Raw genomic sequence first — 15,679 nt, forward strand, 5'->3', positions numbered from 1 at the left:
ACCACTCTGCCGACAACAACAACCTAGAGGCTCTTGCATGGAACCCCTACTCGTCCTGGCGCTGCTGATCGTATTGATCGCCGTCGGCCTGCCGATCTTTCTGTCCCTGGGGCTGGCCGGGCTCGCCGGCCTGTACATGGCCCGGGGCTCCATGGCGTTCTTCTTCGCGCCGTCGTCGCTGTTTGGCCAGCTCAATGCCTTCGAATTGATTGCCCTGCCGCTGTTCATATTGATGGGCAACCTGCTCGGTGCTACGCCGGTGGGCAGCAACCTGTTCCAGGCGGCGGTGAGGTGGCTGCACTGGCTCAGGGGTAGCCTGGCGATCTCCTCGGTGGGTGCCTCGGCGGTGTTCGGCGCGGTGTCCGGGGTGAGCCTGGCCGGCGTCGCCGCGGTCGGTTCGATCGCCGTACCGCAGATGCTCGAGCGCGGCTACAGCCGCTCGCTGGCCGCCGGTGCGGTGGTCAGCGCCGGCGCCCTGGCGATGCTGATCCCGCCCAGTGTGCCCTTCATCATCTATGGCGCCGTGGCCAGCGTATCGGTGGCCGACCTGTTCATCGGCGGTATCGTCCCCGGGGTGGTACTGGCCCTGGCGCTGTCGCTCTACATCTTTATCCGGGTGAGTCTGAAGCCCGAGGAAGCGCCCAGCGTCGAGCAACGCTTCAGCTGGCGCGAGCGCTTCGCCAGCCTTGCCCACATCTGGCACGCCGCCCTGCTGGTGCTGGTGGTGCTTGGCTCTATCTATTCTGGACTGGCCACCCCCAGCGAGGCCGCCGGCATCGGCGCCTTTGGCGCCTTCGTGATCGCCGCGCTGATCTTCCGCTGCCTGACGCTTGCCTCCTTCGGCCGCATCCTGGCCAGCACCGCACGAGTCAGCGGCGCCATCCTGCTGATCATCGGCTGCGCCAAGATCTTCGGCGACTACCTCAACATGGTGCGGGTGCCGCAGCTGCTGACCGAATCGCTGACCGCCTCGGGCCTGCCGGACTGGGCGATCCTGCTGGCGGTCATGCTGCTGCTGATCCTGCTCGGCATGATCGTCGATGCGGTCTCGCTGATCGTGGTCACCACGCCGGTGCTGCTGCCGCTGATCCAGGCCATGGGCTATGACCCCCTGTGGTTCGGCATCGTCATGGTGCTGAACCTGGAGATCGCGGTGATCACCCCGCCGGTAGGGCTAAACCTCTACGCGCTCAGGGGGGTCTGCCCGGAGCTGTCGGTGGAGGAGATCATCAAGAGCGCGCTGCCCTTCGTGGCGGTGCAGTTCCTGGTGCTGATGCTGTTCGTGTTCTTCCCCAGCATCAGCCTGTGGCTACCGAGCCTGATGCACTGAAGGGGCCCCGATTCACTCGCCCCGCTGGCCAGGGGCAACAACGACAATGACAAGACGGAGACATTCCCATGAACCTGACCCGCCGCCAACTGCTCAAGACCACCGCCTTCGCCACCGCAGGGGCCTCGCTGCTGGGCCCCCAGGCGCTGATGCCACGCCATGCCCGCGCCGCCGCCACCTTCACCGGCGTGACCTACCTGCCACCGTCCTACAAGGCGCTGACCTACGGCTCCGCCGGCTTCGTCAACTACCTGCGCGACAACGGCGGCGACGTGCTTGAGGTCGATTTCTACGACTCGGGCCAGCTGCTCAAGGCCGACGAACAGCTTCCCGCGCTGCGCTCGCGTAATATCGACTTCATGTTCCACACCACCTCCTACATCACCCGCTCGCTGCCGATCCTCGGCATCACCGGGCTGCCCGGTGTCGTCGGCGAGCTGTACCGCCACCCCGAGCGGCTGCGTCAGGGCAGCCCGCTGTTCGACCTGATCAATGAGGAGCTGGCCAAGGAAAACCTCTACATGCTGACCTCCGGCGGCGGCATCCTCGAGCCCGAATACATCTGGAGCACCCAGGACAACGCGGTGCGCAGCCTCGAGGACATTCGCGGCAAGAAGGTCAGGGTGGTCAGCTTCGAGGCCACCTCGGCGCTGGAGGCCTACGACATCGGTGCGGTGCGCATTCCTTCGTCCGAGACCTACATGGCGCTGCAGCGCGGTACCGTGGACGCCGGCGTGTTCAATATCTCCACCATCATCGGGCGCAGCCTGCAGGAGCAGGTGGACGTGTGCTACCAGCTGCCGATCACCGGCTTCTCGGTGGCGCCCTTCATGCTGCGTGACCGCTGGGACAGCCTCGACGACGACAGCCGTGCGATCCTCGAAGATGCCGCCCGCTGGTACGACGAGAACTTCATCAGCCACTGCAACGACGATATCTATCCCAACGAGTACTGGCCTCAGGTGCGCGAGGAGAACGTCGAGATCATCGCCCCCAGCGACGAGGATCTGGCCGCCTTCAACGAGGCCACCCACAAGGTATGGGACCACTGGAAAGGCGAGGTCGGTGAGGAACTCGGCGAACGTGCCATCAAGCTCGCGCTGGGACAGGCCTGAGGTCGCCATGAAAGCGCACGCACAGAGGATCCCCCTCAAGGGCTGGGATGGCGTACTCGCCATCCTGCGCCTGGCCTCGATGGCGGTGCTGGTGTTCATGACGGTGTCGATCTGCTACGACACTGTCATGCGCTACGCCTTCTCCGCCCCCACCCACTGGAGCCTGGAGATCAACTCCTTCCTGCTGGTGTATCTGGCGGTGATGGGCGCCGCCGAGGCCCAACGCTTCGACGCCCATATCCGTATCACCTTCTTCAAGGACAAGCTTCCCGCCAAGGCGCGTCGCCTGCTGGAAGTGTTCACTGGTCTTGCCGGGATGACGTTCTGCGCGATCCTCGCCTGGCGCGGTTATCTGATGGCGGCCCAGGCCTTCGAGTACGGCGAACGGGTGTCCAGCGCCCTCGGCACCCCCATGGGCATCCCCTACGCGCTGCTGCCGATCGGCTTCACCGCACTCGGCCTTCAGTTTCTGATCGACACCCTGGCGAGCCTTTCCCGCGGCGCCCCACTGCCGCCGCCGGACGGCTCCGATCACATCGATGCCACCCACCCTTGAACCCGACGGAGACTCCCGCATGACCACCACGTCACCCGCCCCGATCGAACTGGTCGAGGTCGCCCCGCGCGACGGCTTCCAGTCGATCGCCGATCCGCTGCCGACAGAGCGCAAGATCGAGGTCATCCAGGCGCTGCTCGACGCCGGCATCCGACGCATGGAGATCGGCTCCTTCGTCAGCCCCCGGGCGATTCCGCAGATGGCGGACACCGGCGAGCTGATCCGCGCCTTCGCCCATCGCCGCGATGTGAGATTCTCCGCGCTTGTTCCCAACCTCAAGGGAGCCGAGCTTGCGCTTGAACACGATGTGAGCGAGCTGGTCTACGTGGTCTCGGTGTCCGAGGCGCACAACCGCAACAATGTGCGCCAGTCGGTGGATGAATCGTTGGCGGCCTTCGCCCGTGTGGTCGAGGCGGTGCGCGCCAAGGGCAACACCGCCCTGCGCCTGGACCTCGGCACCAGCTTCGACTGCCCCTTCGACGGCAGGGTCGACTGGCGCCGGGTCGATGAGGTGCTCACTAAGGCGCTCGCCATCACCGGCGAGTTGCCGGTGGAAGTCGCCCTGTGCGACACCACCGGTCGCGCCACACCCTTCCAGGTGGCGGACCACTTCACCGAGCTGACCGAGCGCCACCGATCTCCCGCCCTGTCCTGGGCGTTCCACGGCCACGACACCTTCGGCATGGGCGTGGCCAACGCCCTGTTCGCGGCCCGCCACGGTGCCACCGCACTCGACGCCGCCTGCGCAGGACTCGGCGGTTGTCCCTTCGCTCCGGGGGCCACCGGCAACACCGCCAGTGAAGACCTGGTCTACGCCCTGCAGGGGGGCGGGATGGCAGGTGACATCGATCTTGGCGCGCTGCTGCACGCGGCCGACTTGATCGCGGCACTGCCCGGCGGCAAGACCGAAAGCCACCTGCGCCGGGTTCCACGTGAGGGCCTGGCCGGGGCAGACGCGGGGGCATGAACCAGCAGACGGCGCCCTCTACAGCTCCCTCTTCACCACCCTCTCCGCCTCCCCAGGTCGGTATCGCCCTGCTGGCAACGACCCTGGTGCTGGCCTTCTCGTCGCTGGTGGCGCTGTTTCCCTCGGCGATCGCGCCGACCCTGGCGGACTCGCTGGGAGTTTCCACCGCCACCGTGGGTATCCAGGTCAGCCTGATCTTCGGTGGCGCCATGCTGACCTCGCTGGTCGGTGGGCCGCTGACCCGACGCTATGGCCCCTGTCGCGTCAGCCAGCTGGCGCTGGGGCTGCTTGGCGGCGGCGCGGCGCTGCTGACCCTGCCGTCGCTGGCCACCTTCGCCCTGGCCTCGCTGATCGCCGGGCTCGGCTATGGCCTGACCAACCCCTCTGCGTCGCTTTTGCTGTTTCGGGTGACTCCGCGTCACCGCCAGGGCCTGGTGTTCTCGCTCAAGCAGACCGGGGTGCCCTTCGGTGGCGTGCTGGCGGGCCTTGTCGCCCCCGCCCTGGCGCTGGCCATCGGCTGGCAGGCGGCTCTGGGCTGCCTGTTCCTGGTCGCCGTCATCGGTATTCTGCTATTGCAGTTGCAGCGCCATCACTGGGACCGCGAGCGCGACCCTCGCACTCCTTGGCTGACCACGCCCCTGGCCGGTCTCCAGGTCGTCTGGCAGCGCCCGGCGCTGCGCTACCTGGCCCTCTTGAGTCTCTGCTTTTCAGCCATCCAGCTATCGGTCTCGGCCTTCACCGTGGCGCTGCTGGTCGAGGATCTGGGCGTCGGCCTGGTCGTCGCCGGCGCCACCATGTCCGCGGTCCAGGTCTTCGGCATCATCGGCCGAGTGCTGTGGGGCCTTGTCGGCGATATCCTCGACGATCGCCTGATCACCCTGATGGGGCTGGCCTGCCTGAGCGCCGGTAGCGGCCTGGCCATCGCCACCATGGACGCCGACTGGCCGCGCTGGGCAATGGTCGCGGTGCTGTGCCTCATGAGCCTGTCGGCGCTTGGCTGGAACGGCGTGTTCATGGCCGAGATCACCCGTCTGGCCCCCGCCGAACGGGTGGCCGACGCCGCCGGCGGTTGCCTGGTGCTGACCTACAGCGGTGTGCTTGTCGGGCTACCCCTGCTGGGTGCGCTACATGGGCTGTTCGGCAGCTATACCGCCCTGTTCGGGCTGTTGGCGGGACTTGCCCTGGTGGGCCTTGGCTTTCTGCTGAAGGCGCGACGGGCCATCGCCGCTCCCGGCTAACCGTCGACGCGGTGTGACCAGCGTTCGGCGGCCAAAGGTCGCTGAAGCGTCTGGTTCAAGCGGCTGGCTCAAGCGGCTGGCTCAAGTGGCTGACGGGGCCTAGATAAAACGCCAGCGCTTGAGCACCACCAGCTCCACCGCCACCAGCACCACCATGAAGGTGCAGAACAGGGCGAAGGACATGGGATTGTCGACGCCAGGCATGCCGCCGATATTCACGCCCAGCAGGCCGGTCAGAAAGCTGATCGGCAGGAAGATGCCGGAGATGATCGACAGCAGGTAGGTGTTGCGGTTGACCTTTTCGGTGTGCTGGTGGGTCTGGTACTGCTGAACCATGCCTACGTGCTCAAGATAGAAGTCCACCGACTCGTTGATTCGCTGGATGGTGTCGCGGGCATTGGCCAGATCGAATCGATCATCGGCAAGCAGCGGTGGCAGGCTGTCGATCATCGCTTCAATGGCGTAGCGCTGGGGCTTGAGGAAGCGACGCAGCTTGATCAACCGCTTGTTCAGCGACATCAGGACGGTGTTGTCGGCCTCAGGCTCTTCTTCCTGGGCGGCGATGGTGGCGTCGAAGGGCTCGACGAAATCCTCGATGCGCTCGTGGAGCTTCTCGATGATATCCACCACCACTGCTCCCAGATCGTCAGGCCCCTTGCCCTGCTCGAGCTCACGGCGTATGTCGGCGATGGCCCGGGAAGGCAGCTTGCGGGTGGAAATCAGCACCCCATCGTAATAGAGGATGCGGATACTGAGCATGTCGTCGGGCTGCTCGCCCTGGTTGAGGTTGACCCCACGCAGAATCAACAGGAAGTTGCCGTCGCCGAGGGTCTCGAAGCGCGGCCGGGTGTCCTCGGCCAGCACGCCGTCGATGGCGGATTCGGGGATTCCTGCCAGCTCGAGGCGCTCGCAGGTGGCTTCGGCATCCCGCTGAAAGTGGTACCAGGCGCCTGCCTGAAGCGGGCCAGGCGCTGGCTCGGGCAACTGGCGGACTTCCTGGCCAAACGACCAGGCGTCGATGAAAAAAGGCGCGGTCATGCAGGCTCCATCAGGTGTTCATCAGGCGGGCCGCGCCCGCCGCTTACAAGGTCGAGAAATCAAGCTCGGACAGCGGCGCCGGCTGTCCGTACAAAAAGCCCTGGTAGCGGTGGCAACCGTGTCGATGAAGCCAGTCCCGCTGCTCCGCTGACTCCACTCCCTCGGCAATCACATCAAGCCCCAGGCTGCGAGCCAGAGCAATGGTGCTTGCCACGATGGCGGAGCTGGTGGCGTTGTCGAGCACGTCGCGAACGAAGGACTGGTCGATCTTCAGCTCGTCCAGCGGCAGACGCTTCAAATAGGCCAGCGACGAGTAGCCGGTGCCGAAGTCGTCCAGCGCGAAGGTCACGCCCAGTGCCTTGAGCCGCGTCATGGTGCGCTCGACCCCGTCGCGATCCGCCACGAACAGCGACTCGGTCACCTCAAGCTTGAGACGCCGGGCCGGCGCCCCGGTGCGCGCGAGGATATCACTGACCCGGGCAACGAAGCCGGGATCCTGAAACTGCCTGGGACTGACGTTGACCGACACGGTCCTGGTGCTGTCATCACCCTGCTGCACCCAATCCACCAGCGTCAGGCAGGCCTGCTCGATGACCCAGAGACCGAGTTCATGGATCAGTGGGCGCTCCTCGGCCAGCGGAATGAACTCGGACGGCGGAACGAGGCCCCTGTCGGGGTGTCGCCAGCGGATCAGCGCCTCGACCCCGGTGACACAATCAAGCTGATCGACCTGCTTCTGGTAGACCAGATACAGCTCAGAGCGTGCCAGCGCGCCAAGCAGGTCTTCGTATAGCTGAGCACGCTGCTGCATCCGTCGCTGCATCCCCGGGTCGAAGAAGCAGACGTCGCTGGCGGTCTGACTCTTGGCCTGGAACAAGGCCATGTCGGCCTGCTGCAACAACCGTTCGCGAGAGACCTCGTCGCGAAACGGACTGATACCGACGCGCGCATTCGGCGACACCGGACGTCCTTCGATCCAGACCGGCATATCCAGCGTGTTCAGCAGCTTGCGAGCAACGGTATCGGCCACGCGCACCGCGGTCTCGAGTTCCACGCCCACGCCTTCGAGGACCACCACGAACTCATCGGCGCTGAGGCGTGCCAGGGTATCCTCCTCGCGCAATACCGACTCGAAGCGACGGGCGGCTTCTCTGAGCAGCTCGTCACCGCCGTGGTGGCCGAGGGTATCGTTGACCTGCTTGAAGTTATCGAAATCAATGAGCAGCAGTGCGCCGTAACAGCCATCCCGCTGACAACGTTCCAGTTTTTCGCCGAGTCGATCGAGCAGCAGGCGTCGATTGGCCAGGCCCGTCAGCGGGTCGAAGAAGGCAAGCTGATGAATTTCTTCCTCCGCCGCCTTGCGCTCGGTGATGTCGCTGAGCGTCGCCACGTAGTTGCGCAGCTGGCCCCGCTCGTCACGCACCGCGCTGATGGTCAGCCATTGAGGATAGATGTCTCCGCTCTTGCGACGATTCCAGATCTCGCCCTGCCAGGCACCGGTATCGCCGATCCGCTGCCATAGCTGTCGATAGAAGTGTTCGTCATGTCGCCCCGAGCGCAGGATGTCTGGGCGACTCCCCTGGACCTCGTCTTCGCGATAGCCGGTGATGTCGGTAAAGGTCCGATTGACCTTGAGAATGCGGCCATCGACATCGGTGATCATCATGCCCAGGTGGGTCTCGAAGGCTACCGCGGCAATGCTCATGTTGGCCTGATGCAACCGCTCCAGGGTGACATCACGCACTACCAGCAGGACACCGTCATGCTCCCCATCACCGCTGAGCAGCGGACTGATCAATGCACTGAAGTCACGGGGGCCGCCACCTACGCTCAGAGAATAATCAAACCGACGTACTTCACCGCTGGCCGCCACCTCGGCCAGCGCCTCGTCCAGACGTCTAGCGATGTCCGGCGGCAGAAAGGCGCGGTAGTGGCTGCCGACCAGGACCTCCGGCGGTGCCAGCAGCAAGGCTTCGTCTCCGGCATGGACAAAGGAGAAGTGGCCACCGCGATCCAGCACCAGTACCAGGTCCTGCATGGAACCGATCAACGCCTTCAAGCGAGCTTCACGGCGGTGGGCGGCCTGTTCGGCGCGCTGCCGTTCGACCACCTCCCCCTGCAACGCCAGCTGGGCACGCCCCTGCGCCAGCACGTGACGCAGCAACCATAATCCGAGCAGGGCCAGCAACGCCCCCAGCACTACCAGTGGCCACAGGCGCTGGCTCCAGCCCGACAGCAACGCCTCGTGACTGTAGCCCAGCACCAGCCACAGAGGCAGTTCGGCCACTCGCCTCGCCACGAACAACCGCTCCTGACCATCCAGCGGGGATTGCTGACGAAAGTGAAGCGTATCCGGCGCGTCCGCGGTCAGCGATCGACTTCCCGCCTGCGACACCAATTCTCCCGGCGCCAGCCCAGCCGCAGGCACGCGGACCACCAGCCGTGCCTCGCTGTCGACCAGGGCGATGCTTTCTCCCTGCATCAGGCCGAACCCCTTGATCGCTTCCGCCAGGGGCCGAGGGTCGATCGATGCCATGGCAACATGCATCTGAGTGGTCTCTGCCGTGCTCCGTTGCACCAGAGTCATGCGATATTCGCCGGCAGACGGCGAATAGTGCAGAGACGAGACCAGGGTCTCTCCCCTCCTCAATCCGGCCAACTGTCGAAGAAACGCATCCTGGGGTAACCAACCCTCGAAAAAGCGAGCTTCTGCGCTTGTCGGGTCCGAGAGGATCGCCAGGTCTTCTACCAGGGGAAGGGACCTGGTTCGCTCCCTGAGCAAGGGTGCCATCGGCGGTCCATTGCCGGCAGGATTGATCATTTCATCGAGAGCCAGTAGCCCGGCAAGCGCGTGAGTCGCGACGTCAAAAGGCTCGGCCACCAGCGCCTCGACCACCTCCGCTCGCGCGTCGAGACGTTGCTCCACACGCTCCACCTCGGCCAGATACTGGCCCCTGAGGGTCCACACGATGCTGGCGACCAGCAGCATCAAGGCGGTCACATAGAGCGCAATGGCACGACGACGCCCCGAGTCGGACGCATTCGTCACAAAGGGGGATGGATCAACTGACACGGACACGTCGTCGTTTCGCCTCTAGAGCATTCATGTGGAAGGTGCGCATCCAGATTCCGTCGACTGTCTTGGGCATGGACGAGTGATCATAGCCAACCCTGCGCTACTTGCGCAGTACTTGCGCACCACTCGCGCATTAAACCGCCTAGTTTCTTGATCACACCAAGCTGACCATGGTCCATCATTCCCCCAGAAAACCTCCGACCTGGCGGCGCCACAGGGAAGCATAGAGGCCATCCCGGGCCAGCAAAGATTCGTGCTCACCCATCTCGACGATGCGCCCCTTGTCGATGATTACCAGTCGATCGAGCATGGCGATGGTCGACAGACGATGGGCAATGGCGATGACGGTCTTGCCCTCCATCAGGGTATAGAGATGCTGCTGAATTGCCGCTTCCACCTCGGAGTCCAGCGCCGAGGTGGCCTCGTCGAGCACCAGGATCGGCGCATCCTTGAGCAACACCCGAGCGATGGCGATCCGCTGGCGCTGCCCCCCGGACAGGGTCACACCGCGCTCTCCCACCTGGGCATCCAGGCCCCGACGCCCATGAGGATCGACCAGATCCTCGATAAACTCGTGAACATGCGCCTGACGCACCGCCTGCCACAACCTTTCTTCGCTGCAGTCTCGACAACCGTAGGTCAGATTCTCGCGCAGCGATCGATGCAGCAGGGAAGTATCCTGGGTCACCATACCGATCTGTCGACGCAGCGATGCCTGGGTGACCTCGGCGATATTCTGACCATCGATCGTTATCTGCCCGGCCTGCAGATCATGAAAGCGCATCAGCAGCGACGCCAGGGTCGACTTGCCGGCGCCGGAGCGGCCGATGATGCCCACCTTTTCGCCCGGGGAAATGTTCAGATCGAAACCGTCGAACACCCTGGGGCCCACCTGGCTTCCCCGGGCGTAGCCAAAGACCACGTCCTCGAAACGAATCTCGCCGTGCTGGACCCGCAGCGCAGGGGCCGCTGGTCGATCCTGCACTTCGGGGATACGCGACAGGGTGTTGATACCGTCCTGAACGGTGCCGACATTCTCGAACAGGCCAGCGACTTCCCACAGGATCCAGTCGGACATGGAGCGCACCCGCATGACCAGACCGATCGCCACCGCCGTTTCACCAAGGGACACCCAGCGGTGATACCAGGCCAGTACGACCAGTCCCGCCATACCCACCAGCAGCAGGGTATTGAGGGTCGCCAACGACACCGATAGCCAGGTGGCCAGGCGCATCTGCCGATGTACCGTTCCCATGAAGCCATCCATGGCTTCCCGGGCGTAGGCCCGCTCCGCCCCGGCATCGGCAAACAGCTTGATCGTCTGGATATTGCTGTAGCTGTCCACGACCCGCCCGGTCATCACCGCCCGCGCGTCCGCCTGGGCCATGGACACTCGGCGCAGCCGGGGGATAAAAACCCTCATCAATGCCAGGTAGCCCGCAAGCCATAGCACCAGAGGAGCCATCAACCAGGGCTCGGCGGCCCCCAGCACCACCAGCGCGCCGGTGAAATACACCAGCACATAGACCAGCATGTCGAGCACCTTGGTGACGGTCTCGCGCATGGCCAGCGCGGTCTGCATCACCTTCTGCGAGACGCGCCCGGCAAACTCGTCATGAAAGAACGACAGGCTCTGCTCGAGCATCAGCCGATGGGAGAGCCAGCGCCCGAGCATGGGGTAGTTGCCGAAGATTCCCTGGTGGGTGATCAACGACAGCAAAAACACCAGAAGTGGCAGTCCTGCCAGCACCGCCGCTCCCAGGCCGATCAAGCTGGTCAGGTGGGTGTCGACAAAGCCCTCACGGTCGGCTTCGGCCAGCCAGTCCACCAGTTCGCCCATGGCGGTGAAGAACACCACCTCGGCGATGGAGACCAGCGCCGTGACCACCGCCATGGCCGCCAACAGCCCGGTGAAGGGACGCGAGTAGTGGAGCACGAAGGGCCACAACCGGTCCGCGGGTACCGACTCAGGCTGGTCGGGATAGGGATCCACCAGCCTCTCGAAAAAACGCAGCATGTTCCGCTCTCGTATCGCATGACGCCAGCCGCTCATCATACCCTTGTGCCGTTCATGCGGCGTGTCCTGTCAGGGTCGGTGCACCAGTGCCATGTCGTGGTCGGTCAGGCGCATCGCGCCTCGATCGCTGACCCTCACCGTATTGCTTAGACCGATGCCAAAACCTCCCGGCAAGCGCAGACACAGCGGCAGGTGGAAGACCATGTTGCGGGCAAGCGGTGTGGTCTGCCCGGCGGCGAGAAAACCAGTGCCTTCCACCCAGCTCGGCGGAAACTGGGCACCGACCGCGTAGCCGTAAACCCCCGAATGGAAGAAGCGTTCGCGGTGTGGCGCCAGGATAGCATCGGCGAGCCGGGCGACGTCTTCGAAAGGTGTGCCCGGCGTCATGGCCTCGCACATGCGGGCCTCCATCTCGACACACAGGTCGGCGGCGAGGCGCATCTCGTCGCTGATCGGCCCGACCACCACCGTGCGCATGGTCGGCGCGGTGTAGCGCTGCCAGACAGCACCAAACTCGAGGAACACCGCATCGCCCGAAGCGATGCCCCGGCGCTTGTGGTTGACGTGGATGATGCCACTGCGCGACCCGCTGGTGACGATCGGGGCCAGGCTGAAAAATTCGCTGCCGGCCTCGAGCATCACCTGGGCACCGACGGCGGCCACCTGGTTGTCGGTGACACCGGGCTCGACCACCTCGATGGCACGCGCAAGCCCAAGCGATGTCATCTTGGCGCTGCGCGTCAGGCAATCGAGTTCGGCGTCGCTCTTGACCAGTCTCAGGCTCGCCATCAGGCCACCGGCACGATCATGGAAGCGATCGCCACCGAGTCGCCCCTGCAGATGACGCATCAGGCCAAACCGTAGACCGCTACTGCTGCCATCGATGCCGATGTCGTGACTGTCCGCCAAGGCGTCAGCCAACGGATCGATCACCTCATCGAGGGCTTCCCAGCGATAGCCGACCACTTCATCGACCCTCGCCGTTACCACGGCGGGCCCGGTCTCGATGGACGCCACCTGCAGCAGCGTGCGCGAAGGGGTGACCACCAGGGCCGCGTGCACGGAGACTTCGAAGGTGTGATAGCCACACAGATAGAAGATGTCCGCCGCCTGGCACAGCAGCAGGGCGTCCAGCCCCTGTCGCTGCATGGCATCGCGAGCGCGCGCCAGCCGGCGATCGAACTCCTCGGCGGCAAACGGCAGTTCGCTTCCGGCGTGCTCTACCGCCAGGGCCTGGCGGTACTGATGGTGATCCATGGGCCGTCTCCTTGATCGATTCACCACAGTGTAGACAGTCAAGCCGGTTCGTCTTCCAGGCGATCCCGGGCAAGCCGAGGGGAAATAAGACTTCTCGCCGAGGGGCGGACTCTCGTAGAATTCCAGACTCGTGTAGACACGCCACAGGAATACGCAATGGGCAGGGCCTTCCAGAACCGCAAGGAATCCATGGCCAAGACGGCCGCCGCCAAGACCAAGGTCTACAGCAAGTACGGACGCGAGATCTACGTCTGCGCCAAGTCCGGAGGCGTCGATCCGAACGCCAATCTGTCGCTGCGCAGCCTTCTCGACCGCGCCAAGAAGGACCAGGTACCGGGTCATGTCATCGATCGGGCGCTGGAGAAGGCGTCGGGCGTCGGCGGCGAGGACTACTCGCTGGCACGCTATGAGGGCTTCGGTCCCGGCAACGCCATGGTGATCGTCGAATGTCTGACCGACAATCCCAACCGGACCTTCGGCGACGTTCGTGCCTGCTTCACCAAGACCAAGAGCAAGATCGGCACACCGGGCAGCGTCAGCCACATGTTCGACCATCTGGCGATCCTCGCCTACACCGGCGAGGATGAAGAAGCCGCGCTGGAAGCCTTGATGGAAGCCGACGTGGATGTCACCGACATCGAGAACGAGAACGGCCTGATCACCGTGTTTGCTCCGCCGACCGACTACGCCAAGGCGCGTCAGGCGCTGCGCGAATCCCTCGGCGCCGAGGAGTTCGAGATCGACGAGATCCAGTTCCTGCCCCAGGCCACCACGCCGGTGGAGGGGGATGACCTGGCCATGTTCGAAAAACTGCTCGACATGCTCAACGACCTCGATGACGTCCAGAACGTTTACCACAGCGCTGAATTACCCTAGCGCATCGACGCCTTTCGACTGACGAAACTGCTACAGTTAAGTAGCATCGCAGTGCCCGGCAGGGGCTCGTACCCAGGCATGAGCCCTGCCCTGACACTGCTTCCGGGCATGGGATTCGATAGAACTGCGAGGACTCTACCGTTCGTTGGAACGCTTCGACGACTACTTCCACCGAGAGCGAGTTTCCGTGCATGGCCCCATTTTCAACCCTGACCCAGGCTGCCGCACAACGCCCGGACAACATTCGACACCGCAATCTTCGCAAGCACCTGCTCACCCGCTGGGCCAGTCTGATGGGTGCGGCGGTGCACTTCCTCTTCATTCCACTGTTCTGGGTGCTCGATCACTCGCTGCTGGCACTGATCAACGTGATCAGCGTGGCCATGTGGCTTGGCGCCTATCTCGCCAATCAACATGGCGAGCAGGACCGCGCGGTCTACCTGATCACCACCGAGGCTTACTGCCACGCCATCATCGCCACCGTGATCCTGGGTACCTCCGCCGGCTATCACTTCTACCTGCTGACACTGTCCTGCTGGGCGGCCGTCACCCACTCGGTCAAGTGGGTCGCGCTGGTGCTCGGCCTGATGGGGATGCTGATCTTCCTGTTCCTGGAGTTCCCGCTGTCCCAGATGTTTCCGCTGGAAAGCGGCCCCGGCTTCCCGCTGATGCTGGCGACCCTGAACCTCTCCTGTGCGCTGTTCACCATGGTCGGCTTCGCCATGCTGGCCCGCCACGTCTACGAGACCCAGGAAGAAACGCTGACCAGCATGGCGACCCGTGATGCCCTCACCGGCCTGCACAACCGTCGTTTTGCCGGCGAATACCTGCGCCAGTTGTCAGGCGACAGACAGGATGGCACCAACACGCCCTACAGCCTCGCGCTGATCGATATCGATCATTTCAAGCTGATCAACGACAAGCATGGGCACAAGGTCGGCGACCAGTGCCTGATCCAGATTTCCGATTTGCTGGTGCGCCACTTTCGCCGCTCGGATGTACTCTGCCGCTGGGGCGGCGAGGAATTCCTGCTGATCTTCCCCGGCGCCGACTTGAACGAGATCCTGCCGGTGCTCGAAGGTTTCCAGGAGCGCCTTCGCAGCCTGCCCATCATGCACAACGGCGACGTCATTTCCTTGACCGTCAGCGTCGGCGTGACCAGCCATACGCCCGGCATGCACTATGATCTGCTGATCAATCGCGCCGATCACCTGCTTTACCGAGCCAAGGCCGAAGGTCGGGACCGGATCATCAGCGATGAGTCAGAGGAGCAGGTCCCTCCGCCGCTCTAGCCGGCAAGCGCCAAGCGACCACCCGAACAGCGCCAGGTCGTCGCTCCCACGCCAATCCAATGCCGCCCGTCAAAGCCTGCCTTCAGGCAGGACTCAGGTCAGGTGCACCACCTCGAACCGGGCCAGCACCTTGTCGTTTTCATCGAGCAGTTCAAGCTCATCGGCCAGCAGACGAAACGCTCTAGTGGCCCCCAGTGCCTCGACCAGCGCGCGCTCCTGGGCCATGACAGGCCCCTGGCAGGCCTTCCTGGTAGTGGCCAGCGGAGCCAGCGACAGCGCATCCCCCTCCCGCTGGTAACTTCCCATCAGGCGGTTGCACCCTCCGGATCCGGCCAGGCGACCCTCCTGGGTGTGCAGCACGATATGCGCAGAACCGTCGACAGCGACTTCTCCGTCGACTTGCACCAGCTTCCAGTAGCGCTCTTCCAGTGGTTCGTGCAGCGGTTCGGGCAGACGCGCCAGGCGGGCAGCCTCGCCATCTGGCGTACGCGTCGCCTGCGACACAAGATCGCCACCCTGCGCGACTTGCCACCGCTGCGCCGCCTCCGGGGCAGGCTCGCCCAGCGCCAGTTCGCCATCCGTCAACTGCCACTGACCACGGTGGCGGCGGCGAGGTTGCTCGCCGGGTCCCAGGTGGGTCTCCTTGAGCAGATATCGCCCCCCGTCATCGAGCGCCAGATCGAGACGTACCGCCTTGCAGTCATCACAGGACACTTCACCACGAAAGCTCGCAGGAAGTGGCGCCAGGCTGGACGCCTCTGCCTGGAACGACTCGCTCGACCCGGTGCCACTCGACGACGCCCCGGTACAACCGGCCATCAGCAGCAACAGCCAGGCCGTCCCCCACAGACGCGACTGGCGTAGAGTTCCTGGAGTCGGTTTCATGGTGCCCCCTTGGTGTTGAAGAAACGATGCTG

At 64.3% G+C, this 15,679-nt stretch carries 12 protein-coding genes; 7 read left to right on the forward strand and 5 right to left on the reverse strand.

Features of this window, described 5'->3' with window-relative positions; translation table 11 throughout:
• Positions 1 to 37: 37 nt before the first annotated feature.
• The 5 genes from KUV74_RS07505 (at position 38) to KUV74_RS07525 (ending at position 5,206) form a co-directional block, all read left to right on the forward strand.
• Entirely contained in the window at positions 38 to 1,330 is a 1,293-nt protein-coding gene (locus KUV74_RS07505; RefSeq protein ID WP_045991076.1) for a TRAP transporter large permease, read from the forward strand.
• Positions 1,331 to 1,398: 68 nt separating this feature from the next.
• Entirely contained in the window at positions 1,399 to 2,445 is a 1,047-nt protein-coding gene (locus KUV74_RS07510) for a TRAP transporter substrate-binding protein (protein ID WP_222516022.1), read from the forward strand.
• A gap of 7 nt (positions 2,446 to 2,452) precedes the next feature.
• Positions 2,453 to 3,001 (forward strand): TRAP transporter small permease, encoded by a 549-nt coding sequence (locus KUV74_RS07515; protein ID WP_108132356.1) that lies wholly within the window; start codon positions 2,453 to 2,455, stop codon positions 2,999 to 3,001.
• Between the two features lie 19 nt (positions 3,002 to 3,020).
• Positions 3,021 to 3,968, forward strand: coding sequence for a hydroxymethylglutaryl-CoA lyase (locus tag KUV74_RS07520; RefSeq protein ID WP_124803374.1), 948 nt, complete (start codon positions 3,021 to 3,023; stop codon positions 3,966 to 3,968).
• Positions 3,965 to 5,206: an MFS transporter gene (locus KUV74_RS07525; protein WP_124803376.1), complete on the forward strand. Its 1,242-nt coding sequence runs from the start codon at positions 3,965 to 3,967 to the stop codon at positions 5,204 to 5,206. The genes KUV74_RS07520 and KUV74_RS07525 overlap by 4 nt, the downstream gene beginning before the upstream one ends.
• A 99-nt stretch (positions 5,207 to 5,305) precedes the next feature.
• Here the strand turns inward: KUV74_RS07525 and KUV74_RS07530 are convergent, their stop codons facing one another.
• The 4 genes from KUV74_RS07530 to KUV74_RS07545 all read right to left on the reverse strand — a co-directional run bounded on the left by KUV74_RS07530 (position 5,306) and on the right by KUV74_RS07545 (position 12,594).
• Complete coding sequence (locus KUV74_RS07530; RefSeq protein ID WP_052704205.1) at positions 5,306 to 6,244, reverse strand: CorA family divalent cation transporter; 939 nt, start codon at positions 6,242 to 6,244, stop codon at positions 5,306 to 5,308.
• 43 nt (positions 6,245 to 6,287) lie between these two features.
• A complete protein-coding gene (locus KUV74_RS07535; RefSeq protein ID WP_146164649.1) occupies positions 6,288 to 9,317 on the reverse strand; it encodes an EAL domain-containing protein in 3,030 nt (1,009 codons plus the stop codon).
• A gap of 181 nt (positions 9,318 to 9,498) precedes the next feature.
• Complete coding sequence (locus KUV74_RS07540; protein WP_108132352.1) at positions 9,499 to 11,337, reverse strand: ABC transporter ATP-binding protein; 1,839 nt, start codon at positions 11,335 to 11,337, stop codon at positions 9,499 to 9,501.
• 69 nt (positions 11,338 to 11,406) lie between these two features.
• The gene (locus KUV74_RS07545) at positions 11,407 to 12,594 is read right to left on the reverse strand and encodes a M24 family metallopeptidase (protein WP_222516023.1); all 1,188 of its coding nucleotides are present in this window, start codon (positions 12,592 to 12,594) and stop codon (positions 11,407 to 11,409) included.
• Positions 12,595 to 12,750: 156 nt separating this feature from the next.
• Here KUV74_RS07545 and KUV74_RS07550 point away from each other — a divergent pair, with 156 nt between their 5' ends.
• Positions 12,751 to 13,470 (forward strand): YebC/PmpR family DNA-binding transcriptional regulator, encoded by a 720-nt coding sequence (locus tag KUV74_RS07550; RefSeq protein WP_108132350.1) that lies wholly within the window; start codon positions 12,751 to 12,753, stop codon positions 13,468 to 13,470.
• 191 nt (positions 13,471 to 13,661) lie between these two features.
• On the forward strand, positions 13,662 to 14,762 hold the full coding sequence (locus KUV74_RS07555) for a GGDEF domain-containing protein (protein WP_222516024.1): 1,101 nt from the start codon (positions 13,662 to 13,664) through the stop codon (positions 14,760 to 14,762).
• Between the two features lie 93 nt (positions 14,763 to 14,855).
• On the opposite strand, the gene KUV74_RS07560 is transcribed toward KUV74_RS07555, so the two are convergent.
• Positions 14,856 to 15,647, reverse strand: coding sequence for an META domain-containing protein (locus KUV74_RS07560; protein WP_222516025.1), 792 nt, complete (start codon positions 15,645 to 15,647; stop codon positions 14,856 to 14,858).
• Between the last annotated feature and the right edge of the window lie 32 nt (positions 15,648 to 15,679).

This window comes from Halomonas sp. DP1Y21-3, from assembly GCF_019801245.1.
GTDB classification, from domain to species: domain Bacteria; phylum Pseudomonadota; class Gammaproteobacteria; order Pseudomonadales; family Halomonadaceae; genus Halomonas; species Halomonas litopenaei.